Origin of the sequence: Diaphorobacter nitroreducens, assembly GCF_002214645.1 — a bacterium.
Lineage (GTDB): Bacteria > Pseudomonadota > Gammaproteobacteria > Burkholderiales > Burkholderiaceae_C > Diaphorobacter > Diaphorobacter nitroreducens.
In genome coordinates this window covers 2,245,375-2,266,291 of record NZ_CP016278.1, presented here as the reverse complement: position 1 = coordinate 2,266,291, position 20,917 = coordinate 2,245,375, and the positions used below count along the sequence as shown (strand labels likewise).

At 67.5% G+C, this 20,917-nt stretch carries 21 protein-coding genes and 1 pseudogene; 8 read left to right on the top strand and 14 right to left on the bottom strand.

What is annotated here, in order from left to right; genetic code table 11:
- Nucleotides 1–15: 15 nt before the first annotated feature.
- Nucleotides 16–645 carry a LysE family translocator gene (locus BA022_RS10575; protein WP_088887480.1) on the top strand — a complete coding sequence of 210 codons (630 nt, stop codon included), beginning with the start codon at nt 16–18 and terminating at the stop codon, nt 643–645.
- Between the two features lie 66 nt (nt 646–711).
- Here BA022_RS10575 and gdhA read toward each other — a convergent pair whose 3' ends face one another.
- The 3 genes from gdhA to BA022_RS10560 all read right to left on the bottom strand — a co-directional run bounded on the left by gdhA (nt 712) and on the right by BA022_RS10560 (nt 4,666).
- Complete coding sequence (gene gdhA / locus BA022_RS10570; protein ID WP_088887479.1) at nt 712–2,055, bottom strand: NADP-specific glutamate dehydrogenase; 1,344 nt, start codon at nt 2,053–2,055, stop codon at nt 712–714.
- Between the two features lie 342 nt (nt 2,056–2,397).
- A complete protein-coding gene (mutL, locus tag BA022_RS10565; RefSeq protein WP_088887478.1) occupies nt 2,398–4,371 on the bottom strand; it encodes a DNA mismatch repair endonuclease MutL in 1,974 nt (657 codons plus the stop codon).
- A 43-nt stretch (nt 4,372–4,414) separates the two neighbouring features.
- A complete protein-coding gene (locus BA022_RS10560) occupies nt 4,415–4,666 on the bottom strand; it encodes a glycine zipper domain-containing protein (protein ID WP_088887477.1) in 252 nt (83 codons plus the stop codon).
- A gap of 213 nt (nt 4,667–4,879) precedes the next feature.
- Between BA022_RS10560 and BA022_RS10555 the strand changes: the two genes are divergently transcribed.
- The gene (locus BA022_RS10555; protein WP_015912629.1) at nt 4,880–5,542 is read left to right on the top strand and encodes a DedA family protein; all 663 of its coding nucleotides are present in this window, start codon (nt 4,880–4,882) and stop codon (nt 5,540–5,542) included.
- A 108-nt stretch (nt 5,543–5,650) separates the two neighbouring features.
- On the opposite strand, the gene BA022_RS10550 is transcribed toward BA022_RS10555, so the two are convergent.
- From BA022_RS10550 to tsaE, 4 genes are all read right to left on the bottom strand, one after another.
- Complete coding sequence (locus BA022_RS10550) at nt 5,651–5,881, bottom strand: glycine zipper domain-containing protein (RefSeq protein ID WP_015912630.1); 231 nt, start codon at nt 5,879–5,881, stop codon at nt 5,651–5,653.
- Nucleotides 5,882–5,994: 113 nt separating this feature from the next.
- Nucleotides 5,995–6,333, bottom strand: a complete 339-nt coding sequence (locus tag BA022_RS10545) for a cupin domain-containing protein (RefSeq protein WP_088887476.1) — start codon at nt 6,331–6,333, stop codon at nt 5,995–5,997.
- Nucleotides 6,334–6,367: 34 nt separating this feature from the next.
- Nucleotides 6,368–7,819, bottom strand: a complete 1,452-nt coding sequence (locus tag BA022_RS10540) for an N-acetylmuramoyl-L-alanine amidase (protein ID WP_088887475.1) — start codon at nt 7,817–7,819, stop codon at nt 6,368–6,370.
- The gene (gene tsaE / locus BA022_RS10535) at nt 7,816–8,325 is read right to left on the bottom strand and encodes a tRNA (adenosine(37)-N6)-threonylcarbamoyltransferase complex ATPase subunit type 1 TsaE (protein WP_088888591.1); all 510 of its coding nucleotides are present in this window, start codon (nt 8,323–8,325) and stop codon (nt 7,816–7,818) included. Before tsaE ends, BA022_RS10540 begins: the two co-directional genes overlap by 4 nt.
- Before the next feature lie 12 nt (nt 8,326–8,337).
- Between tsaE and queG the strand changes: the two genes are divergently transcribed.
- Complete coding sequence (gene queG / locus BA022_RS10530; protein ID WP_187306068.1) at nt 8,338–9,390, top strand: tRNA epoxyqueuosine(34) reductase QueG; 1,053 nt, start codon at nt 8,338–8,340, stop codon at nt 9,388–9,390.
- Nucleotides 9,391–9,448: 58 nt separating this feature from the next.
- Here queG and BA022_RS10525 read toward each other — a convergent pair whose 3' ends face one another.
- On the bottom strand, nt 9,449–10,366 hold the full coding sequence (locus BA022_RS10525) for an AEC family transporter (RefSeq protein ID WP_088887474.1): 918 nt from the start codon (nt 10,364–10,366) through the stop codon (nt 9,449–9,451).
- A 152-nt stretch (nt 10,367–10,518) separates the two neighbouring features.
- Between BA022_RS10525 and BA022_RS10520 the strand changes: the two genes are divergently transcribed.
- The 3 genes from BA022_RS10520 (at nt 10,519) to BA022_RS10510 (ending at nt 13,506) form a co-directional block, all read left to right on the top strand.
- Nucleotides 10,519–11,481, top strand: coding sequence for a tripartite tricarboxylate transporter substrate binding protein BugE (locus tag BA022_RS10520; RefSeq protein ID WP_088887473.1), 963 nt, complete (start codon nt 10,519–10,521; stop codon nt 11,479–11,481).
- A 68-nt stretch (nt 11,482–11,549) separates the two neighbouring features.
- Nucleotides 11,550–12,449 (top strand): site-specific tyrosine recombinase XerD, encoded by a 900-nt coding sequence (gene xerD, locus BA022_RS10515; RefSeq protein ID WP_041836206.1) that lies wholly within the window; start codon nt 11,550–11,552, stop codon nt 12,447–12,449.
- Between the two features lie 79 nt (nt 12,450–12,528).
- Entirely contained in the window at nt 12,529–13,506 is a 978-nt protein-coding gene (locus tag BA022_RS10510; protein ID WP_088887472.1) for a Bug family tripartite tricarboxylate transporter substrate binding protein, read from the top strand.
- Nucleotides 13,507–13,557: 51 nt separating this feature from the next.
- Here BA022_RS10510 and BA022_RS10505 read toward each other — a convergent pair whose 3' ends face one another.
- The 3 genes and pseudogenes from BA022_RS10505 to BA022_RS10495 all read right to left on the bottom strand — a co-directional run bounded on the left by BA022_RS10505 (nt 13,558) and on the right by BA022_RS10495 (nt 17,128).
- Nucleotides 13,558–14,853: an EAL and HDOD domain-containing protein gene (locus BA022_RS10505; RefSeq protein WP_088887471.1), complete on the bottom strand. Its 1,296-nt coding sequence runs from the start codon at nt 14,851–14,853 to the stop codon at nt 13,558–13,560.
- Nucleotides 14,854–14,903: 50 nt separating this feature from the next.
- Complete coding sequence (locus BA022_RS10500; protein ID WP_088887470.1) at nt 14,904–16,175, bottom strand: EAL and HDOD domain-containing protein; 1,272 nt, start codon at nt 16,173–16,175, stop codon at nt 14,904–14,906.
- A gap of 147 nt (nt 16,176–16,322) precedes the next feature.
- Nucleotides 16,323–17,128: pseudogene (locus BA022_RS10495) on the bottom strand (ferritin-like domain-containing protein).
- A gap of 48 nt (nt 17,129–17,176) precedes the next feature.
- On the opposite strand from BA022_RS10495, the gene BA022_RS10490 reads away from it, so the two are divergent.
- Together BA022_RS10490 and hslO are read left to right on the top strand one after the other, a co-directional pair.
- Nucleotides 17,177–17,701, top strand: a complete 525-nt coding sequence (locus BA022_RS10490; protein ID WP_011804433.1) for a gamma carbonic anhydrase family protein — start codon at nt 17,177–17,179, stop codon at nt 17,699–17,701.
- Between the two features lie 32 nt (nt 17,702–17,733).
- Nucleotides 17,734–18,720 (top strand): Hsp33 family molecular chaperone HslO, encoded by a 987-nt coding sequence (gene hslO, locus BA022_RS10485; RefSeq protein ID WP_088887469.1) that lies wholly within the window; start codon nt 17,734–17,736, stop codon nt 18,718–18,720.
- A gap of 92 nt (nt 18,721–18,812) precedes the next feature.
- On the opposite strand, the gene BA022_RS10480 is transcribed toward hslO, so the two are convergent.
- Genes BA022_RS10480 through eno form a run of 3 tightly spaced genes read right to left on the bottom strand, consistent with a single transcriptional unit; the run spans nt 18,813 to nt 20,871 of the window.
- Nucleotides 18,813–19,277, bottom strand: coding sequence for a hypothetical protein (locus BA022_RS10480; protein ID WP_088887468.1), 465 nt, complete (start codon nt 19,275–19,277; stop codon nt 18,813–18,815).
- A complete protein-coding gene (locus BA022_RS10475; RefSeq protein ID WP_011804436.1) occupies nt 19,274–19,558 on the bottom strand; it encodes a septum formation initiator family protein in 285 nt (94 codons plus the stop codon). The genes BA022_RS10480 and BA022_RS10475 overlap by 4 nt, the downstream gene beginning before the upstream one ends.
- A 26-nt stretch (nt 19,559–19,584) precedes the next feature.
- Entirely contained in the window at nt 19,585–20,871 is a 1,287-nt protein-coding gene (eno, locus tag BA022_RS10470; protein ID WP_015912643.1) for a phosphopyruvate hydratase, read from the bottom strand.
- Between the last annotated feature and the right edge of the window lie 46 nt (nt 20,872–20,917).

Here is a 20,917-nt window from a genome sequence, read left to right as displayed (position 1 = left end):
GCGCAAGGAGTTGTCGTGGAAGCCCTGCTGTTTGCCCCCGCCGCCGTTGCCATTGCGCTCACGCCCGGCCCCAACAATTTCTGCGGGCTCAACAACGGCATCCGCGCCGGTGTCGCAGCCGCGCTGATCGCGACCGTGGGGCGGGTGGCCGCATTCGCCATTTTCCTCAGTGTCTCGGCCGTGGGATTGGGGGCCATGCTGCTGGCTTCGGAGGCCGCATTCACGGCCGTCAAATGGGCCGGCGCCGTTTATCTGTTCTGGATTGGCTGGCGCGCATGGCGCAGCCGGGAGTTCGGTGGCCCGGCGCTGGTCGAGGGAGATGAGGCACCCGCACCCGCGCGCGCCTCGGTGCGCGCCCTGATGGCACAGGAGTTCCTGCTGGGTATCACCAACCCGAAGGCCATCATCCTCTTTGCGGCCGTCTTCCCGCAGTTCATCGATCCGGCACAGCCCGCGGCGCGGCAGTTCCTGGTACTGGGCAGCATCTACCTGATGGCGGAATTCGTGGCCACAGCGGTGTATGCCACGTGCGGGCGGCAGATCCGCCGCGTGATTCGCACGCAGCGCGGCGTGGTGCGGCTGAACCGTGCCACAGGTGGCTTCTTCATGGGAGCAGGCGGCTTGTTGCTGACGGCCAACCGCTGAAAGAAAAAGCCGGCCCAGGGGCCGGCTTGCGCGGTGTGCCGCAGGCGCGGGGCCTGCGCAGGGGTATCAGACCACGCCTTGCGCCAGCATGGCGTCGGCCACCTTCACGAAGCCAGCCACGTTGGCACCGTTGATGTAGCTCACGCTGCCATCGGCGCGCTTGCCGTATTGCAGGCAGGCGGCGTGGATGCCCTGCATGATCTGGAGCAGGCGCGCATCCACTTCGTCGCGGGTCCACGACAGACGCATCGCGTTCTGGCTCATTTCCAGGCCCGAGGTGGCCACGCCACCGGCGTTGCTGGCCTTGCCCGGTGCGTACAGCACGCCCGCCTGCTCGAACAGCTTGGCTGCCTCGTTGGTCGAGGGCATGTTGGCGCCTTCTGCCACGCACAGCACGCCGTTCTTGATGAGGGTGCGGGCGTCGTTTTCGTCCAGCTCGTTTTGCGTGGCGCAGGGCAGGGCCACGTCCACCTTGACATGCCAGGGACGCACGCCGGCTTCGAACTTCACGCCGGTGCGGGCGGCGTAGTCGCTCACGCGGCCGTAATGGTGGTTCTTCACGTCCATCAGGATGGCCAGCTTCTCGGGGGTGAAGCCGTCTTCGTCGATGATGGTGCCGCTGGAGTCCGACACGGTGATGACCTTGGCACCGAGTTGCATGGCTTTTTCCACGGCGTACTGGGCCACGTTGCCCGAGCCGGACACGGACACGCGCAGGCCGTCGAAGCTGCGGCCGCGGGTCTTGAGCATCTCGTCGGCGAAGTACACCGTGCCGTAGCCGGTGGCCTCGGGGCGGATCAGCGAGCCGCCGAAGGCCAGGCCCTTGCCCGTGAACACGCTGGCGGCGTTGTTGGCCAGCTTCTTGTACATGCCCGCCATGAAACCAACCTCACGGCCGCCCACGCCGATATCACCCGCAGGCACGTCGGTGTCGGGACCCACGTGGCGGAACAGCTCCGTCACGAAGGCCTGGCAAAAGCGCATGACTTCGGCCGGGCTCTTGCCCTTGGGGTCGAAGTCCGAGCCACCCTTGCCGCCGCCCATGGGCAGCGTGGTCAGCGCGTTCTTGAAGGTCTGCTCGAAGGCCAGGAACTTCAGCACCGACAGGTTTACCGAGGGGTGAAAGCGCAGGCCGCCCTTGTAAGGGCCGATCGCCATGCTGTGCTGGATGCGATAGCCGCGGTTGATATGCACATTGCCGTGATCGTCGAACCAGGACACGCGGAACATCACCACCCGCTCGGGCTCCACCAGGCGCTCCAGCAGGCCTTGCTCGGCATAGCGCGGGTTCTTTTCGATGAACGGCCACAGGCTTTCCATGACCTCGGTCACGGCTTGCAGGTATTCGGGCTGGCCGGGGTTGCGCTGTGCAACCTGTTCAAGGAAATGGCCCACGGATTGGTGCTTCATAAGGACTTTCTGCTCAAGGGAAATTTAGCGATGCGGCAATGCAGCATCGAATTATGTCAAAAAGACATGTGGTTATGCACCATTTTGGATTTGATGCCCCGCAATGGGACAGGTTTTCGGGGTTGTCGCGCGTTGCTGGTGCGTTTTCTTGCGCGCTTTTGGTGCGAAGTCGGCGGCGAATGCCCTGTTGCGCGGGATTGCGCAACGGTTTGACAGGGGCACGGCTGCGCCGCCCTGGGCACCGCCAAGGCAGCGCTGGCAGTGCAAGGCAGTCGGGGGAGAAGGGAGGGGAGAAAGGAATGCCGCTGGGTGGTAGCGGCGTGAGAGGGTGTGTGGATGCGCTCAGCGCCCGCGCAGGAACAGCGCGTCCAGCTCTTTCATGCTGAGCTGGCGCCAGGTGGGGCGGCCGTGGTTGCACTGGTCGGAGCGATCGGTGACTTCCATCTGGCGCAGCAGGGCGTTCATCTCGTCCAGCGTCAGGCGGCGATTGGCCCGCACGGCGCCATGGCAGGCCATGGTGGCAAGGATCTCGCTCTGCGCGCGCTGCACCACGGTGCTGGCGTCATGGGTGGCCAGCTCGGCCAGCACGCTGCGCGCCAGCTCCACGGGGTTGCCCTGGGCCAGCGTGGTGGGCACGGCGCGCACGGCCAGGGTGCGCGGCGAGAACGGCACGACCTCCAGTCCCAGCCGGGCCAACGTGTCGGCATGCGCCTCGGCGGTCGCCACCTCTTCGGGGGTGGCGGCAAAGGTGGCGGGGATGAGCAGTGGCTGGCTGGCGATGCGTGCACCTTGGTCCACCTGGGCCTTGAGCCGCTCGTACACGATGCGTTCGTGCGCCGCATGCATGTCCACCACCACCAAGCCTTGTGCGCTTTCGGCCAGGATATACACGCCATGGACCTGCGCCACGGCGCGGCCCAGCGGCCAGGTGTGAGCATCCTCGACGGGCGCAGCCGCCATGTCGACGGCAGCCAGTGCAGCCGCGTTGGCGGGGGGGAAGGACGGCGCCGTGGGCGCGCCTGGAGCGACCGGTGCCATGGCGGCGGTTGCCGGCATACCGGGCTGTGGCGCAGCCGTGGAGGTGCCCCATAGAGCTTGCAGGTCAGAGACCTTGTGGCCTGCGCGCTCTTCAAATTTGATAGCTGCTTGCGCTTGCCAATAGGGGGGATGAGCCGGGTTTCTATCTGAATCGCCCACGGATGGAGCGGCAGGCGCTACAGAAGTTGAAGCGGCGGCAGCCACCAGCGCCTGCGCGCGCGGCGCCGCCAGAGCGTTCTCCACCGCGTGGCGCACGGCCTGGTGCACCTCGCGGCTGTCGCGAAAGCGCACCTCGATCTTGGTCGGGTGCACGTTCACGTCCACACGCTGCGGGTCGATCTGTACGTACAGCGCGTATACCGGCTGCTTGTGGCCGTGCAGCACGTCCTCGTAGGCGCTGCGCGCGGCATGCGTGAGCACCTTGTCGCGCACGAAGCGGCCGTTCACGTAGCAGAACTGCTGGTCTGCACGCGAACGGGCGGCATCGGGCAGCCCGGCGCGGCCCGTCACCGTGACCGCGCCCAGGCGCAGGTGCACAGGAACGGAGTCGCGAATGAAGTCCTCGCCCAGCACGTCGCTCAGGCGCTGCTGCAGGGCCTGCTGGCGTTTGCCCTCGTCCGCTGTGGCAGCGGGAGCCAGTGTGGCGCGCCACTGCTCCACCAGCTTGCCTTCGTGCCAGATGGCAAAGCCCACATCGGGCCGCGCCAGCGCATGGCGGCGCACGGCCTCGATGCAGTGGGCGAGCTCGGTCGCGTCGGTCTTGAGGAACTTGCGCCGCGCGGGGGTGGAGAAGAACAGCTCCTTGACCTCCACGGTCGTGCCACGGCTGCGTGCCGCGGGGCGCAGTTCGCCGCTGCGCGCATCCAGCAGAAAGGCGCTGGCCTGCTGCGCGGTGCGCGACAGCAGCGCCATCTCGGACACCGACGCGATGGCGGCCAGAGCCTCGCCGCGAAAACCCATGGTGGCGACCGATTCCAGGTCGTGCAGGTTGGTGATCTTGCTCGTGGCGTGGCGGCGCAGGGCCACCGGCAGCTCATCCTGCGGGATGCCGCTGCCGTCGTCCTCCACGGCGATCAGGCGCACGCCGCCGGCCAGCAGGCGCACGGTGATCTGGGTGGCGCCCGCATCCAGGGCGTTGTCCACCAGCTCGCGCACGGCAGACGCGGGGCGCTCCACCACTTCGCCCGCCGCGATCTGGCTGATGAGCTCATCGGGCAGGTCGCGGATGGGGCGCCGGGGCGCGGGGGCGAGGGCGGTGTCGGAAGGCTGTGCGGTCACGCGGGGATTTTAGGTGGCGATGCGACCGCGGGTGCTGTAAGGGTCAGTGGCGGTGGCGGTAGCCGCGGTCGTTGTTGCGGCCGACCTCGTTACCGATCAGCGCGCCGGCGGCGGCGGCGCCCACGGTACCCAGCGTGGAGCCGAACACCGCGCTGCCCACCAGGCCGCCGGCCACGGCGCCGACGCCCGTGCCGATCTGTGCGTTGCTGGGCCGGTGGGCGCAGCCGCCCAGTGCAAGGGCGCCCGTGAGCAGTGCGGCAGTGGCGATCAGGCGGCTGTGGCGGAGGACGGTCATGGCGGTTCCTTTCGGGGAGATGGTCTTGTAATGAGGTGCGGCGCGGTGCGCACGCCGTGGGTGCACTATGGCGCGGCCGTGTGAAGTGTGCCCCGCGGTTTGTTTGCCAATTGCCAACAAGTGTGAGCAATTGCCAATGGTGGTGTGGTGCAACCAGGGGCATTGGGGGCGCGGGTACATTACGGCGCACTTCGCCAACGGGAGGTTTGTGTTTTGGAAGTCTTTGCGTTCCTGATCGATTTCATCCTGCATGTGGACAAGCATCTCGCCGCCTTCGTGGCCAGCTATGGCCCCTGGGTGTACGCGCTGCTGTTCATCATCGTGTTCGTGGAGACGGGCGTGGTGGTCATGCCCTTTCTGCCGGGTGACTCGCTGCTGTTCGTGGTGGGGGCGCTCAGCGGTGCAGGGTTGATGAACTTCCCGCTGGCCTGCGCGGTTCTGCTGGCTGCGGCGATCCTGGGCGACCAGTGCAACTACAGCATCGGGCGCTATTTCGGACCCAAGGTATTCCAGTGGGAAAGCTCGCGCTGGTTCAACAAGAAGGCCTTCGACCAGGCCCATGCGTTCTACGAGCGCTATGGCGGCATCACCATCGTGCTGGCGCGCTTCATGCCCTTCATTCGCACGTTCGCTCCCTTCGTGGGCGGTGTGGCGGCGATGGGGCGAGGCAAGTTCACGGCCTACAACGTCGGTGGTGCAGTACTGTGGGTCGTGGGCATCTGCACGGCGGGGTACTTCTTTGGAAACATGGCCTGGGTGCAGCGGCATCTGGACAAGATCATCTGGGCCATGATCTTCATCCCCGGCCTGATTGCCATCTTTGGCGCATGGCGCGCCGGGCGCAAGGCACAGGGAACTGCGGTTGCTATTGAATAGATAGCTAGTCGCGCTTGCTAGAAGCGCGTTAAGGCCATATTCCATATAAAACGCCACCGCCTCGCGAGAAGGGTGGCGTTCTGCATGGTGAGGCTCTCAGGCGGGCCGTCAACGGCGGCGATCGCGGTCCCGGTCCTCACCCAGTTCGTGGCCGATCAGCGCGCCAGCAGCGGCGCCGCCAATGGTGGCGGCCGTGCCGCCCACGGCGCTACCGAGTGCGCCGCCAGCCACGGCGCCGACACCGGTGCCGATCTGGGCGTTGGTGGGATTGGACGAGCAGCCCACCAGGCCCAGGGCGGCTGCGCAGGCGGCGGCGGAGAGAAGGTGGCGGTATTGCATGGTGGCTCCTTATGGTCAACAGACCCCGGTGTGGGGCCGTGACTCAACTGTCACCCCGCAGGCCCGGCGCCGGTGTAGGCCCGTCTTGCCGGCGCGTGTAGGACGCGGCGGCCCTAGGCCCTAACCGGCACGAGACAGATCGTCACCAGCAGCGAGGCGTCCTGCAGCGCCCGCAGCACATGCGGAATGCGCGGCACCAGGTGCAGGAAGTCGCCTTCGCGCAGGGTATGCGACTGCGCGCCGGCCTGGAAAAGCACCTCGCCCTCCAGGCACAGCAGCGTGATTTCGCCCGGTGCGTCGTGCTGGTGCTGCTCTTTACCGGCGGGCAGCACCACGCGGATCACTTCCAGCTGGCCGGCCTTGATGAGGGCGCTGGTGGGGGTGTCGTGCAGGCGCGGCCCCAGGGGCCGGAGGCTGACGACTTCGCAGGACTGGGCGTGGGGCAGTGCCATGGCGGTCTCCTGGCCGCCGGCACGGCCGCGCTGCTCAGACGGTGCGGCTGCGCGCCAGCGGCGGGTTTTTCGCGAAGTATCGGACGATGCCGCGCATCAGCGCGTCGGCCAACTGCTCTTGATACCCGGCGGACCGCAGCTTGGACTCTTCCTCGGGGTTGCTGATGAAGGCCGTCTCCACCAGCACGCTGGGAATGTCGGGCGCCTTGAGCACGGCAAAGCCCGCCTGCTCCACGCGCGGCTTGTGCAGCTTGGCCATGCCGCCGATCTCGCCCAGCAGCACGCTGCCGAGCTTCAGGCTGTCGTTGATCTGCGCCGTGGTGCTCATGTCCAGCAGCGCGCGCTGCACATGGCGGTCCTGTTGTGCGCCCAGGTTCACGCCGCCGATCAGGTCGGCCTCATTCTCCTTGTTGGCCAGCCAGCGCGCGGCCGAGCTGGACGCGCCGCCCTGGCTCAGCGCGAACACGCTGGCGCCGCGTGCCGACGGGGTGGTGAAGGCGTCGGCGTGGATGGACACGAACAGGTCTGCCTGCACGCGCCGCGCCTTGTCGACGCGCGCCGCCAGCGGGACGAAGAAGTCACCGTCGCGCGTGAGAAAGGCGCGCATGGGATTGCCGCCCACCTGCGTGGCATTGATGCGGTCGCGCAGCAGGTGCGCCACTTTCAGCACCACGTCCTTTTCGCGCGTGCCGCGCGGGCCGATGGCGCCCGGGTCTTCGCCGCCGTGGCCGGGGTCCAGCGCGATGATGATGAGGCGGTCGGTGGAATACGCCGCGCGGGCCGTCGTGGGCGGGGTGGCGGGTGCGGCAGGGCGCGCCGGGGCGGCGGGTGCCGGCGCCACGGGTGCGGTTGCCACCGCCGTGCCCGGCACGGGCAGGGCAGGGGGCATGGCCTGCGGTGCGGAATGCCGTGCAATCAGGTCACCCAGCGGGTCCGTCAATGGGGGAGCCGCCATGGCGCGCCCTGTACCTATTGCGCTGCCGGGCAGCGGCGCGGTGGCGTCGCGCAGCCGCTCGGCGATCAGTGCCTCCAGCGGGTCGGGCGGCTGCGCGGGATACAGGTCGAACACCAGCCGGTGCTGGTACGCGGCCACGGGCTGCAGCGTGAAGACCTGCGGCCGCGCCGCCTGCTTCAGGTCCACCACCAGGCGCACCACGCCGGGCGCGTTCTGGCCCACGCGGATGCCGGCGATGTTGGGGTCGTCTGCGCGCACCTTGGCGACCAGTTCGCGCAGCGAGGGGTTGAGGTCGATGCCCTCGATGTCCACGGCCAGGCGCGGCGGCGTGTCCACGAAGGTCTGGCGGGCCGTGAGCGCGCGGTCCGATTCGATGGTCACCCGTGAATAGTCGGGCGCGGGCCAGACACGCACCGCGACGATGGTGGCGCCGCGCGCGATCTGCTGCGTGCCCAGCAGCAGTACCAGGCTACCCGCGCGCAGCAGGGTGCGGCGGCTGTGAAGGGGGGAAGGGCGGCGGGCATCGCTCATGGGGTGTCCAGTCCTTGCAGTATGGCGCTGCCATGGGGCGTGTGGGCTCGCAGCGTCACGTGCCGGGCTGAATCATCCTCCGCTTCAATGTGAATAGCAATATCCGCAGGCGGGATGAGGGTTCCTGCATGGCCAGGCCACTCGGCCAGCTTCAGACCGGGGCTGGCGAAAATGTCGCGAAAGCCTGCGTCTTCCCACTCGCGCGGGTCGCTGAAACGGTAGAAGTCGAAGTGCCAGATGTGCAGCCCCGGTGCCTGGTGCGGCTCGACCACGGCGTAGGTCGGGCTCTTGATGCGCCCCTGCACGCCCAGGGCGCGCAGCAGGTGGCGCACCAGCGTGGTCTTGCCTGCACCCAGGTCGCCATGCAGGGCGATGAAGGCATTGCGCAGGCCGGGCTGCGCGGCCAGGCGCGTGGCAAAGCGCGCCGTGTCGTCCTCGTCGTGCCATTGCAGCGACAGGCAGTGCGGCGTTTCTACAATCGGGTGTTGATGGTGTGCAGCAGTCAACTCGTTCCTCAAATACAAGGCTGGGCCCGCGAGCTGGGATTTTCCCAAATCAAGGTGGCCGGCGTGGACTTGTCCTCCGCCGAGCCCGGATTGATGCAATGGCTGGCCCAAGGGTTCCATGGCGAGATGCATTACATGGCTGCGCATGGCCTGAAGCGTGCCCGCCCGGCGGAGCTGGTGCCCGGCACCGTGAGCGTGATCACCGCGCGCATGGACTACCTGCCGCGGGCGACGGCGCTGGAAGCCGCCGAAGGCTGGCAGGCCCTGGAACTCGGCCGGCTGGCGCGACCCACCGAGGCGGTGGTTTCCGTCTACGCCCGGGGACGCGACTACCACAAGGTGCTGCGCGCGCGGCTGCAAAAGCTCAGCGACCGCGTCGCCGAGGCGGTGGGGCCGTTTGGCCACCGCGTGTTCACCGACTCGGCGCCGGTGCTGGAGGCCGAGCTTGCGCGCCGCAGCGGCCAGGGCTGGCGCGGCAAGCACACGCTGGTGCTGAGCCGCGAGGCCGGCTCGATGTTCTTTCTGGGCGAGATCTATGTGGACATGCCCCTCGAACCCACCGAGCCCGTCACGCACCACTGCGGCAGTTGCCAGGCGTGTATCGACGTCTGCCCCACGCAGGCCATCATCGCGCCGTACCGCCTGGATGCGCGCCGCTGTATCTCCTACCTCACCATCGAGCACGCCGGGCCCATTCCGCTGGAGTTGCGTCCGCTCATGGGCAACCGCATCTATGGCTGCGACGATTGCCAGCTCATCTGCCCGTGGAACAAGTTCGCGCAGACCAGCAGCCTGCCCGATTTCGATGTGCGTGCGGGGCTGGTGGGGCAGCAGCTCGTGCATCTGTTTACGTGGGACGAGGAGACCTTCCTGCGCATGACCGAGGGCGGCCCGATCCGTCGCATCGGCCATGAGCGCTGGCTGCGCAACATCGCCGTGGCGCTGGGCAACGCGTTGCGCACGACCCGCGACCCTGTCGTTCGTGCGGCGCTGGCCGCACGCGCCGATGACCCGAGCCCGCTGGTGCGCGAGCATGTGGCCTGGGCGCTGGCGCAGGAAAACTGAATAAAAATGGCCTGCAACGCTTGCAGGGCAAGCGCAAGTAGCTATTAATTAAATAGCGTCAACGCAATAAGCCCAGAGCGAAGGGCAGGCTCACCACCCCCAGCACGGTGGACAGCGTGACCAGGCCTGCGACATACGCGCCGTTGTAGCCCATGCGTGCGGCGAGTACATAGCAGGTGGATGCGGTGGACACGGCGCAGAACGCCATCAGCACCGAGGTCTGTATGGCGTCCAGCCCCAGCAGATGCGCGAACCCCCAGGCGATCAGCGGCTGTGCCAAGTGGCGAATGGTCAACACCGACACGGACAGCAGCTTGCTGCGCGTGAGCAGGCCGAACTGCATGCCCGCGCCCGCCGCCATGAGCCCCAGCGCCAGCGACGCGGCGCTGATGCGACCCACCGTAGGCTCCAGCCACTGCGGGATGCGAAAGCCCAGCAGGTTGGCCGCCAGCCCCGTCGCCGTGGCGATGATCAGCGGGTTGCGCAGCAGTTCGCGCACGAAGCCCTGCTGGCCGCCGCGCGCCATGGGCCACACGGCGGCCACGTTCAGCAGCGGTACGCACACGCCAATCAGCACCGCCACCATGAGCAGGCCTTGCGCACCCGCCAGGCGCTCGGCCAGGGCCAGCACGATGAAGGAGTTGAAGCGGAAAGCCACCTGCGCCGCCGCCGCGTGGTCGCGCCGGTCGATGTGCCTGCCCAGCCAGGGCAGGTGCGGCAGGCTGTAGGCCAGTAACACGCCGCACAGGCCCGTGCCCACGCCAGCCACCACCAGGCCGGTGGCCTCGCCCACGTTGATGGGGCTCTTGACGATGGACTGGAACAGCAGCACCGGGAACAGCAGGTAATACACCAGGCTTTCCACCGGCTGCCAGACGGAGCGGTTGAGGGGCGTGTAGCGGCACAGCAGGTAGCCGAACAGGATCAGCGAGAAATCCGGGAGAAGAAGCTGCACGTAACTCACGGCGCGCAGCATACCGTGGCGCTGCGGGCCGGCGGCGCGAATGATTGGGGAAACTCCCAACAAATCAGCGCGGCGCCCGCGGTGGTCAACGCGGCATGGCACCGTAGGATCGCCGCCTACCCCCTGTTTTTTCCACCAAACACAATTTGATGAGGAGATTTCGCATGCAACGTCGCAACCTGCTGGCTTTGGTGCTGGCGGCCACCGCGGGCACCGCCTTCGCCCAGGGCTACCCCAACAAGCCCGTCAAGCTGCTGGTGCCCTTCGCGCCCGGCGGCACCACCGACATCATCGCCCGCGTGATCGCCGACCCACTGTCGCGCGCGCTCGGCCAGTCGGTGGTGGTGGAGAACCGGGGCGGTGGCGGCGGCGTGATTGGCGCGCAGGAAACGGCGCGCGCAGCGCCCGATGGGTACAACCTGGGCGTGGCCACCGTGTCCACCACGGCGGCCAATCCGGCCATCAACTCCAAGATCCCGTACAACCCGATCACGGACTTCACGCCCATCATCAACATCGCGGCCACGCCCAACATCATCGCGGTGCACCCCAGCTTCCCGGCCAAGGACTACAAGTCCTTCCTGGCGGAGATCCAGAAGAACCCCGGCAAGTACTCGTACGCGTCCTCGGGCACAGGTGGCATCGGCCACCTGCTGATGGAGCTGTACAAGAGTCTCACCAACAGCTTCGTCACGCACATTCCCTACCGCGGCGCGGGTCCGGCACTCAACGACACCGTGGCGGGTCAGGTGCCCATCATCTTCGACAACCTGCCCTCGGCGCTGCCCTTCATCAAGAGCGGCAAGCTCGTGCCCATCGTGGTGTCCGCGCCGCAGCGCGTGGCGGCACTGCCCAATGTGCCCACGTTCAAGGAAGTGGGCCTGGAGCCGGTGAACCGCATGGCCTACTACGGCATCCTGGGCCCCAAGAACCTGCCCAAGGACGTGGTGGACAAGATCAACGGAGGCGTGAAGAAGGCGCTGGAAGATGCCGCCGTGCGCAAGCGCATCGAGGACACCGACTCGATCATCGTCGCCAACACGCCCGAGCAGTTCGCCGAGCAGATCAAGGCCGAGTTCGGCGTGTACAAGCAGGTGGTGCAAAAGCAGAAGCTCACGCTGGAATAAGCGCGCCCCCAGCCCTCTGAAAAACGCCCGCCTGCCGCGGGCGTTTTTTTGATGCTATGGTTTTCGCCATGTTGCCCGACAGCCAGAACGCCATAGACCCCTTCATCGACGCCCTGTGGCTGGAGGACGGCCTGTCGCGCAACACGCTGGCCGCCTACCGCCGGGACCTCACGCTGTATGCCCAATGGCTGGCGCAGCAGAACCCTCCGCTGGCGCTGGATGCCACGGCCGAGCACCACCTGCAGGGCTACTTCGCTGCCCGACACGCGCAGACGCGCGCCACGTCGGCCAACCGCCGCCTCACCGTGCTGCGGCGCTACTTCCACTGGGCATTGCGCGAGCGGCGCATCGCAGCCGACCCCACAGTGCGCCTGCAAGCCGCGCGCCAGCCGCTGCGCGTGCCCAAGACGCTGACGCAGGCGCAGGTGGAGGCCCTGCTGCATGCGCCGGACGATGCCACGCCGCTGGGCCTGCGCGACCGCACCATGTTGGAGCTGATGTACGCGAGCGGCCTGCGCGTGAGCGAGCTGGTCACGCTGAAAACCTTCCACCTGGGGCTGGCCGAAGGCGTGCTGCGCGTCATGGGCAAGGGCGGCAAGGAGCGGCTGGTGCCCTTTGGCGAGGAGGCGCACCGCTGGCTACAGCGCTACCTGGCCGAGGGGCGTGGCGCCATCCTGGGCGGGCAGCAAACGGATGACCTGTTCGTCACGCAGCGCGGCGCGGCCATGTCGCGCGTGATGTTCTGGGTCATCGTCAAGAAATGCGCGCAGGCTGCAGGCATCACCGCGCCGCTGTCGCCTCACACGCTGCGCCATGCCTTTGCCACTCACCTGTTGAACCACGGTGCGGACCTGCGCGTGGTGCAACTGCTGCTGGGCCACGCCGACATTTCCACCACCACCATCTACACCCACGTGGCGCGCGAGCGGCTGAAGGCGCTGCATGCGCAGCACCATCCGCGCGGTTGAAGGGGCATGGCGCGGAGTGCCGGCGGACAGCGGTAAACGGGTGAAAAATCGCGCTCTTTCTTGAAACTCTGGAGTTGCAATGACAGATTCCGTGCGCCGTCGTGTGCTGGCCTCCCTCGCGCTGGCTGCCGCGCTGCCCCTGGGCGCGCAGGCCCAGACTTGGCCCGCCAAGCCCATCCGCATCATCGTGGCCTATCCCGCGGGCGGCGTCAGCGACGTGGTCGCCCGCGCGTTGGGCGACAAACTTTCCGAACGCCTGGGCACGCCCGTGGTGGTGGAGAACAAGGCCGGCGCGGGCGGCACCATCGGCATGGACGCGGTGGCCAAGGCGGCGCCGGATGGTTACACGCTGGGCTTCTCGGCGATCAGCCCGCTGGTGCTCAACCCGCACCTGGGCACGCCGCCGTACGACGCAACGCGCGACATCGTGCCCGTGGCCAGCGTGATGTACTCGCCCGTGCTGTTGTTGGGCACGCAGGCCGCCAAGGAGCGTGACTTCCGCAGCCTGCTGGCGACCGCCAAGGCGCAGCCGGGCCAGGTGCGATGGGCCACATCGGGGCTGGCGTCGCTGGGCCACATCATGCTGGAACACATCATGCAGGGCAGCGGCGTGCAGATCACGCACGTGCCCTACAAGGGCGGCGGGCAACAACTGAACGATGCGCTTTCGGGTCAGTTCGAGGTGCTGTCCACCAACGCCGGCCCGGCAGTGATGCAGCAGATCAAGGCGGGCAAGCTGCACCCGCTGGCCGTGGGTGCGCCCGCGCGGCTGACCACCCTGCCGAACGTGCCCACGCTGGGCGAACTGGGCCTGCCCGCGGCCAACCTGAATTCGGTGTTCGGCATGTTCGCGCCAGCGGGCGTGCCGGCCGCGGTGCTGGAGCGCTTGAATGCCGAGATCAACCGTGCGCTGGCGCTGCCCGACATCCAGGCGCGCCTGGAGGCTTCGGACAACGTGCCCACGGGCGGCAGCGCCGAGGCATTTCGCCGGCAGATCGCGGCGGAGTCGCAGAGCAACGCGCGCATCATCCGCGCCGCCAACATCCGCCTGAACTGACGGCTGCCCCCGTGCGCGCGCCGGCCGGCCCGCGCACAGGGGGCATCGGGTTTATTCGTCGGCCGTCAGGCTCTCGGCCCAGGCCAGTGCCTGCAGGTGGGCCCAGTTGACCTGGCGGTTGGACAGGTGCAGCGCTTCGGCCGTGCGCGCGAAAGCCTCGTCGTCACCGCTTTCGCAGGCCTTGGTGAGCTCCAGGAAGGGGGCGAACACGCCCTTGTTGTGCAGCAGTGCGTCAAGCACCGGCTGGGGCAGGGCCACCGTTTCCAGGGCGCGCTCCAGCGGCACGCCCAGCATCGCATCCAGCAGTGAGAAGACCCCCACCACGAAGGCGTTGTCGCATTCCTCGGGGGGCAGCAGCTCGGCGGCCAGCAGTTCCATGAGGCGGCCGCGCACCACGGCCGTCTGGCCCACGGCGGGCGGCGAGCCGCTGGCGCGCGAGGTGGTCATCAACAGTGCCGCCCAGCGGAACAGCTTCTTCAGGCCCAGGATCATCACCGCGTGACGGAACGAGGTCACCTCGCACGACAGGCCGAAGCCCGAGGAATTGATGAAACGCAGCAGGTTGAAGGACAGCGTGGGGTCCTTCTTGAGCAGCTCCTCGATCTCTCCGGTGCTGGCCTGCTGGCGCACCAGGTTGATGAGCTGGATGATGGTCGCCTGCGAGGGACGGATGGTTTGCGCCTTGACCAGCGAGGGCTGTGCGAACCAGTAGCCCTGGAACAGCTTCACGCCCAGCGAAGCCATGCGCTGGTACTGTTCGGCCGTTTCTACCTTCTCGGCCACCAGGGTGGCCTGCGAGTGGGCTTGGGCGAACTTCACGAGCGGCTCGGCGAGCTCCGGCTTGAAGGCCTGCATGTCCAGCTTGATGAACGAGGCCAGAGGCACCCAGCTGCTGTAGGCGCGCCGCAGCACGTCCTGGCTGAAGGCCAGCCGAAAGCCGCGCGTGCGCACCGCTTGCAGCGTGGGGATGTACTGCTCGATCTGCTCGGCCGTGGCCTGGGCGCCGAGTGTGGGTACTTCCAGCACCACTTTTTCAGGGTGGATCAGCTCCAGGTGTCCGCCGGCCAGGCTGTCGTGCGTGCAATTGATGAAGACGGTTTTCTTGCCCACCAGCGCCTCGGAGCCCGCATACGACAGCGCGTTGAACAGCAGCGCCGCATCGCTGGCGGCGGTGTGCGCGTCCGCGGCGGTGGACCGGTCGAACAGTTCGTAGCCAAAGACGGTGCGCTGTTCGTCCAGGATGGCCTGTCGTGCGATGACGACCTGGTTCTGCGCCTCGGTGGCCTCGGGTGACGGCTGGGCGGAATCGGCGGGGAGCTGTGCGGCGGTGTCTGGAAGGCTCGACATGGATGGCGTGGGAAGTTCGTTGGATTCTAGGAGGTCGGCGCGGCAGTGGCTCAGGCGGGCGCCATCTGGTCCGCCCAGGCCAGGGCTTGCAAGTGGGCCCAGTTGATCTGCTGGTTCGTCAGGTGGAGCGATTGGGCGATCTGGTCGAAGGTGTGGTCGTCGCTGGTCTCGCAGGCTTCGGCCAGTGTCAGCAGCTGGCCGTACACGTTGCTGCGTTGTAGCAGGGCAGTGGACAGCTCTTCGGGCAGGTTGAGCAGCCCCACGGCGGAGGCCAGCGGCATGCCGAGCATCTGGTCCAGCATGGAGAAGATGCCGATCACGAACGCCTGGTCGGCTTCTTCGCCGGGCAGAAATTCCTGGGCCAGCAGTTCCATGAGGCGGCCGCGCACCACGGCCGTCTGTCCCACGGCCGGGGGCGTGCCGCCGCTGCGCACCGCCGTGAGCAGCAGGGCGGCCCAGCGGAACAGCTTCTTGAGTCCCAGCAGCAGCACCGCCTGGCGAAAGGAGGTGATCTCGCGCGTCATGCCCAGCCCCGCGGAGTTGATCAGACGCATCAGGTTGAAGGCCAGCCCAGCATCCTTTTTGAGGACCTCTTCGATCTCGTCGGTACTGGCCTGGCTGCGCACCAGGTTGAGCAGCTGCACGATGCTCGCCTGGCCGGGGGTGAGCAGTTTGGCCTCCACCAGCGTGGGACGCGAGAACCAGTAGCCCTGGAACATTTCCACGCCCATGGACGACACCATGTCGTACTGTTGCGCGGTTTCGAGCTTTTCCGCGATCAGTTCGGCCTGGGAATGGCGCCCCGCGTAGTTGATCAGCACCGCGAGCTGGTCGCGCGCAAGCACCGACATGTCGAGTTTGATGTAGTCGGCCAGCGGCAGCCAGGGCGCGTAGGTGGATTCCAGCACCGTGTGGTTGAAGGCGAGGTGAAAGCCGCGGCTGCGCAGCGCCTGCAGGATGGGAAGCCGCGCATGCACCTCGGCCGCGGCCACGTGGCCCAGCGGAGGGATCTCCAGCACCACTTTGTCGGGGTTCACCAGTTCCAGGTGTCCGCCCGTCAGGCTTTCGTGGGTGCAGTTCACGAAAATCAGCATCTTGCCCACCAGCTCTTCGGTGCCCGCATGCGACAGCGCGGTGAAGACCAGGATCACGTCGCTGGCGGCCGTGTGGCCGACGGTGGAGCGCGAGCGGTTAAAGAGTTCGTAGCCGACGACCGCCTGCTGGCCGTTCATGATGGCCTGCCGGGCGATCATGGAGCCGGTGCTGCCAGCCTGGGAGGCGCCGGCCGCCGAGGGAGAAGCGGGAGGTGTGGGGTTCGTCATGGAATGCCTGGGCGTGTGCGGGATACCGGGCGATGCGGATGCCCGCTGCAGGCGCGAGGGCTGGCGGCAGCGGCGTGGCGTATCGCTGCTGGCATTGTAGGGAAGAACCCCCGATGGCTGGGGGATGGCAGTGCGGCTGGAGGCGATTCAGCCGTGCTGCAGCCAGCGCATCTCCGCCTCGCTGAAACCGGCGGCGCGGCGTGCCGCCTCGTTCAGCGGCGGATTGGGGCGGGGGGCTTCGTAATGCTGGACCAGCGCGGCGTAGTGCGCCACGGGGTCCAGTCCGTCGCGCGTGCACAGCCAGCCGTACCAGTGGTTGCCGATGGCCACGTGGCCCACTTCCTCGCGCAGGATGGTGTCCAGGATCGCCACGGCGGCCAGCGCGTCCGGTGTACCGACCTGGCGCAGCTTGTGCTGGATCAGCGGCGTGGCGTCCAGTCCGCGCGCCTCCAGGGTGCGCGGCACCAGGGCCATGCGCGCCACGATGTCGTCGGCCGTCTTCTCGCACATGCTCCACAGGCCCTGGTGCGCGGGAAAGTCGCCATAGTCATGGTGCAGTTGTCGGCGCAGGTGGTCACGCAGCAGGAGAAAGTGCTTCGCCTCCTCGGCCGCCACGCGCAGCCAGTCGCGGTAGAACGTCTCGGGCATGCCCGCAAAGCGCCAGATGGCGTCCAGCGCGAGGTTGATGGCGTTGAACTCGATATGGGCGATGGCGTGGATCAGCACCGCGCGCCCCTCGGGCGTGGCGGGCGAGCGGCGTGCCACGGCGGTGTGGTGCAGCAGCTGCGGCCGCGCGGGGCGGCCGGGCAGGGTGTCGGCGGGCGGGGCGGTGAGACGCGTTTCTGTCGCTATTGAAATGCGAGCTGCTTGCGCATACATATCCAGCGCTGCGGCCGATTTTCTTCAGGGTCGCAGAGGCGCAAGACCTCCAGGGCACGTTGGCGAAGCTCCATCCCTACAATTCTAGGTTCCCCTACACAAACAACGGAGACAGACAAGCGATGGCGATCTATGAACTCGACGGCGTGGCGCCGCAGGTGGCCGCATCGGCCTGGGTGGCCGACAGTGGCCAGGTGATGGGCGACGTGGTGCTGGGCGAGGACGCCAGCGTATGGTTCGGCACCGTGGTGCGTGGCGACACGGCGCGCATCACCATCGGCGCGGGTACCAACGTGCAGGACGCGAGCGTGCTGCACGCCGACATCGGCCAGCCGCTGGTGATCGGTGAGCGCGTCACCGTGGGCCACCAGGTCATGCTGCATGGCTGCACCGTCGGGGATGAATCACTGATCGGCATTGGCGCCATCGTGCTCAACGGCGCGAAGATCGGCCGCAACTGCCTGGTGGGCGCCGGCTCGCTGGTCACCGAGGGCAAGGAGTTTCCTGACGGATCGATGATCCTGGGCAGTCCGGCCAAGGTGGTACGCCAGCTCACGCCCGAGCAGATCGAAGGGCTGCGCCAGAGTGCGCGGCATTACATGGAAAACGCGCGCCGCTTCAAGGCGGGTCTGCGCAAGCTGGGGTAATAGCCCGGCCGTTGATTGACTGGAAATACTGCGTGTCCGAACTGCACAAGTTTTTGTTTGATGGCCTGCCCGTGCGCGGCATGATCGTGCGCCTGACCGACGCCTGGACAGAGCTCCTGCGCCGCCGCGCGGCCAACACCGAAACGGGGCCATACCCGGCGCCCGTGAGCGAGCTGCTGGGTGAGATGGCCGCCGCCGGCGTGCTGATGCAGTCGAACATCAAGTTCAACGGCGCGCTGGTGCTGCAGGTCTTTGGTGACGGCCCCGTCAAGCTGGCCGTGGCCGAGGTGCAGTCCGACCTGAGCCTGCGCGCCACCGCGTCGGTGTCGGGCGAACTGCCCGCGAACGCGGGCCTGCCGGACATGGTGAACGTGGGCGGCGGCGGGCGCTGCGCCATCACGCTGGACCCCAAGGACCGCCTGCCCGGCCAGCAGCCCTACCAGGGTGTGGTGCCGCTGTATGGCGACCACCAGGAAAAGCTGCACAAGCTCAGCGACGTGCTGCAGCACTACATGCTGCAGTCCGAGCAGCTTGATACCACCCTGGTGCTGGCTGCCAACGACCAGGTGGCCGCGGGCGTGCTGATCCAGCGCATGCCCCTGAAGGGCGAGGCCAACCTGGCCGGCGGCCATGGGCGCGAGGACGAGGACCAGATCGGCCGCAACGAGGACTACAACCGTATCGCCACGCTGGCGAGCAGCCTCACGCGCGAGGAGCTGCTCACGCTGGACGTGGACACCATCCTGCGCCGCTTGTTCTGGGAGGAAAAACTGCTGCGCTTCGCGCCTCAGCAGGGCGATAGCGGCCCGCGCTTCGCGTGTTCCTGCAGCCGCGAGCGTGTGGGCAACATGCTGCGCAGCCTGGGCACGGAAGAGGTCGAGAGCATCCTGGAGGAGCGTGGCAACATCGAGGTGGGCTGCGAATACTGCGGCCAGCAATACCACTTCGACCCGGTGGATGCCGCGCAGCTGTTCACCGATCCGCACAAGCAGCCGCCCGCGCCGTCGCGCATGCAGTGATCCAGGCGGCCGCTCTGGGCGGCTTTCGCGAGCCAGCCTGCGCGCCGCGGCGCTGCAGGTGGTCGCGCTTCAACGAGCGTGAAGCGTCCGCCTCACGCCCCTGCACCCAGGCCGCGCAGCGCGGTGAACAGCCGGTGCTCGCACTGTGGCTCCACGCATTCTTCGCAACCCCAAGCGCGCAGCCGAGGATGGCTGGGTTCCGACTCCAATTCGGCCTCAACGTTTGATGGATAAGCGCGAGTAGCTATTAAATCAATAGCGTTTAGTGCGTTGCGAAGTTGCGCCGCTGGCGGCCCGTACAGCACCTGGTAGGCCGTGCCGGCTTGGGCCAGCGCGGCGCGCAACTGCAGTTCATGTGCATCGGGAAGGTCCAGTGCGCACAGCAGCGTGAGGTCCGCCGGCAGGGCCGGCAGATCGGGGCCGGCCACCGTGACTGCGAGCGCGGGACAGTGCTGTGCGATGCCGTCGCGCAAGGCGGTGCAGGCGGGCGTGTGCGCGCCCAGGATGGCGATGCGCACCGCCGCAGCGCCGGGCACGGGGCCGGGCGAGGGGCTCACTTGCGGGCCGGCGTGACGTGCACGTAGATCTCGCCGGGCTTGACCATGCCCAGTTCGCTGCGCGCCTTTTCCTCGACCATCTCCAGGCCGTCCTTCAGGTCCTGCACTTCGGCGGCCAGGCGCTCATTGGCCTGGCGCGCCTGCGCATTCGCTGCCTGCTGGGCGGCGATCTGCCGGCGCATGTCCTCTACATGGCCGACACTGCCGCGCCCGGTCCACAGCTGCGCGTGGATCCCCACGAGGAGCAGCAGCAGGGCGAGCGGGACGATGCGTGTGCCCATGGCGGGGCGCAGCGGTGCGGGTGGGCTTAGCGCAGGTTGTAGAACGCGGCGCGGCCGGGATAGAAGGCGATGTCGCCCAGGTCTTCTTCGATGCGCAGCAGCTGGTTGTACTTGGCGATGCGGTCGGAGCGCGAGAGCGAGCCGGTCTTGATCTGGCCGGCGTTGGTGCCCACGGCGATGTCGGCGATCGTCGAGTCCTCGGTCTCGCCCGAGCGGTGGCTGATCACGGCGGTGTAGCCGGCGCGCTTGGCCATCTCGATGGCGGCGAAGGTCTCGGTCAACGTGCCGATCTGGTTGATCTTGATAAGGATCGAGTTGGCGATGCGCTTGTCGATGCCTTCCTTCAGGATCTTGGTGTTGGTCACGAACAGGTCGTCGCCCACCAGCTGCACGTTCTGGCCCAGGCGCTCGGTCAGGGTCTTCCAGCCGTCCCAGTCGCCTTCGGCCATGCCGTCTTCGATGGAGATGATGGGGTACTTGTCGCACCAGGTGGCGAGCATGTCGGTCCACTGCTGGGCGGTCAGGCGCAGGCCGCCTTCGCCTTCCAGCACATACTGGCCGTCCTTGTAGAACTCGCTGGCGGCGCAGTCCAGGCCCAGGGCGATCTGCTCGCCCGCGGTGTAGCCGGCGGCTTCAATCGCCTGCAGGATCAGCTGGATGGCGGCTTCGTGGTTTTCCACGGAAGGCGCAAAACCACCTTCGTCGCCCACGGCGGTGCTCATGCCCTTGTCGTGGATGATCTTCTTGAGCGCGTGGAACACCTCGGCGCCCCAGCGCACGGCCTCGCGGAAGCTCGGCGCGCCCACGGGGATGATCATGAACTCCTGCAGGTCCAGGCTGTTGTTGGCATGCGCGCCGCCGTTGATGACGTTCATCATCGGCACGGGCAGCTGCATGCCGCCCATGCCGCCGAGGTAGCGGTACAGGGGCAGGCCGGACTCTTCGGCAGCGGCGCGGGCCACGGCCATCGAGACGGCCAACATGGCGTTGGCGCCCAGGCGGCTCTTGTTGTCGGTGCCGTCCAGGTCGATCAGGGTCTTGTCCAGGAAGGCCTGCTCGGAGGCGTCCAGGCCCAGTACGGCCTCGCTGATCTCGGTGTTGATGTGCTCCACGGCCTTGAGCACGCCCTTGCCCAGGTAGCGGGCCTTGTCGCCGTCGCGCAGCTCGATGGCTTCGCGCGAGCCGGTGGACGCGCCCGAGGGCACGGCCGCGCGGCCCATCACGCCCGATTCCAGCAGCACGTCGCATTCGACGGTGGGATTGCCGCGGCTGTCCAGCACTTCGCGGCCTACGATGTCAACGATGGCACTCATGGGTTTCCTTTTGCGGAAGTTTTTAATCAAATTGGCCGCTAGCGCT

What these genes read in the sequence shown, in the direction of transcription:
- gdhA (WP_088887479.1), bottom strand. Translation starts at nt 2,055, where the DNA reads ATGAAGCACCAATCCGTGGGCCATTTCCTTGAACAGGTTGCACAGCGC.
- BA022_RS10560 (WP_088887477.1), bottom strand. Translation starts at nt 4,666, where the DNA reads ATGACCGTCCTCCGCCACAGCCGCCTGATCGCCACTGCCGCACTGCTC.
- BA022_RS10550 (WP_015912630.1), bottom strand. Translation starts at nt 5,881, where the DNA reads ATGCAATACCGCCACCTTCTCTCCGCCGCCGCCTGCGCAGCCGCCCTG.
- BA022_RS10545 (WP_088887476.1), bottom strand. Translation starts at nt 6,333, where the DNA reads ATGGCACTGCCCCACGCCCAGTCCTGCGAAGTCGTCAGCCTCCGGCCC.
- BA022_RS10540 (WP_088887475.1), bottom strand. Translation starts at nt 7,819, where the DNA reads ATGAGCGATGCCCGCCGCCCTTCCCCCCTTCACAGCCGCCGCACCCTG.
- BA022_RS10525 (WP_088887474.1), bottom strand. Translation starts at nt 10,366, where the DNA reads ATGCTGCGCGCCGTGAGTTACGTGCAGCTTCTTCTCCCGGATTTCTCG.
- BA022_RS10520 (WP_088887473.1), top strand. Translation starts at nt 10,519, where the DNA reads ATGCAACGTCGCAACCTGCTGGCTTTGGTGCTGGCGGCCACCGCGGGC.
- xerD (WP_041836206.1), top strand. Translation starts at nt 11,550, where the DNA reads ATGTTGCCCGACAGCCAGAACGCCATAGACCCCTTCATCGACGCCCTG.
- BA022_RS10510 (WP_088887472.1), top strand. Translation starts at nt 12,529, where the DNA reads ATGACAGATTCCGTGCGCCGTCGTGTGCTGGCCTCCCTCGCGCTGGCT.
- BA022_RS10505 (WP_088887471.1), bottom strand. Translation starts at nt 14,853, where the DNA reads ATGTCGAGCCTTCCAGACACCGCCGCACAGCTCCCCGCCGATTCCGCC.
- BA022_RS10500 (WP_088887470.1), bottom strand. Translation starts at nt 16,175, where the DNA reads ATGACGAACCCCACACCTCCCGCTTCTCCCTCGGCGGCCGGCGCCTCC.
- BA022_RS10490 (WP_011804433.1), top strand. Translation starts at nt 17,177, where the DNA reads ATGGCGATCTATGAACTCGACGGCGTGGCGCCGCAGGTGGCCGCATCG.
- BA022_RS10475 (WP_011804436.1), bottom strand. Translation starts at nt 19,558, where the DNA reads ATGGGCACACGCATCGTCCCGCTCGCCCTGCTGCTGCTCCTCGTGGGG.
- eno (WP_015912643.1), bottom strand. Translation starts at nt 20,871, where the DNA reads ATGAGTGCCATCGTTGACATCGTAGGCCGCGAAGTGCTGGACAGCCGC.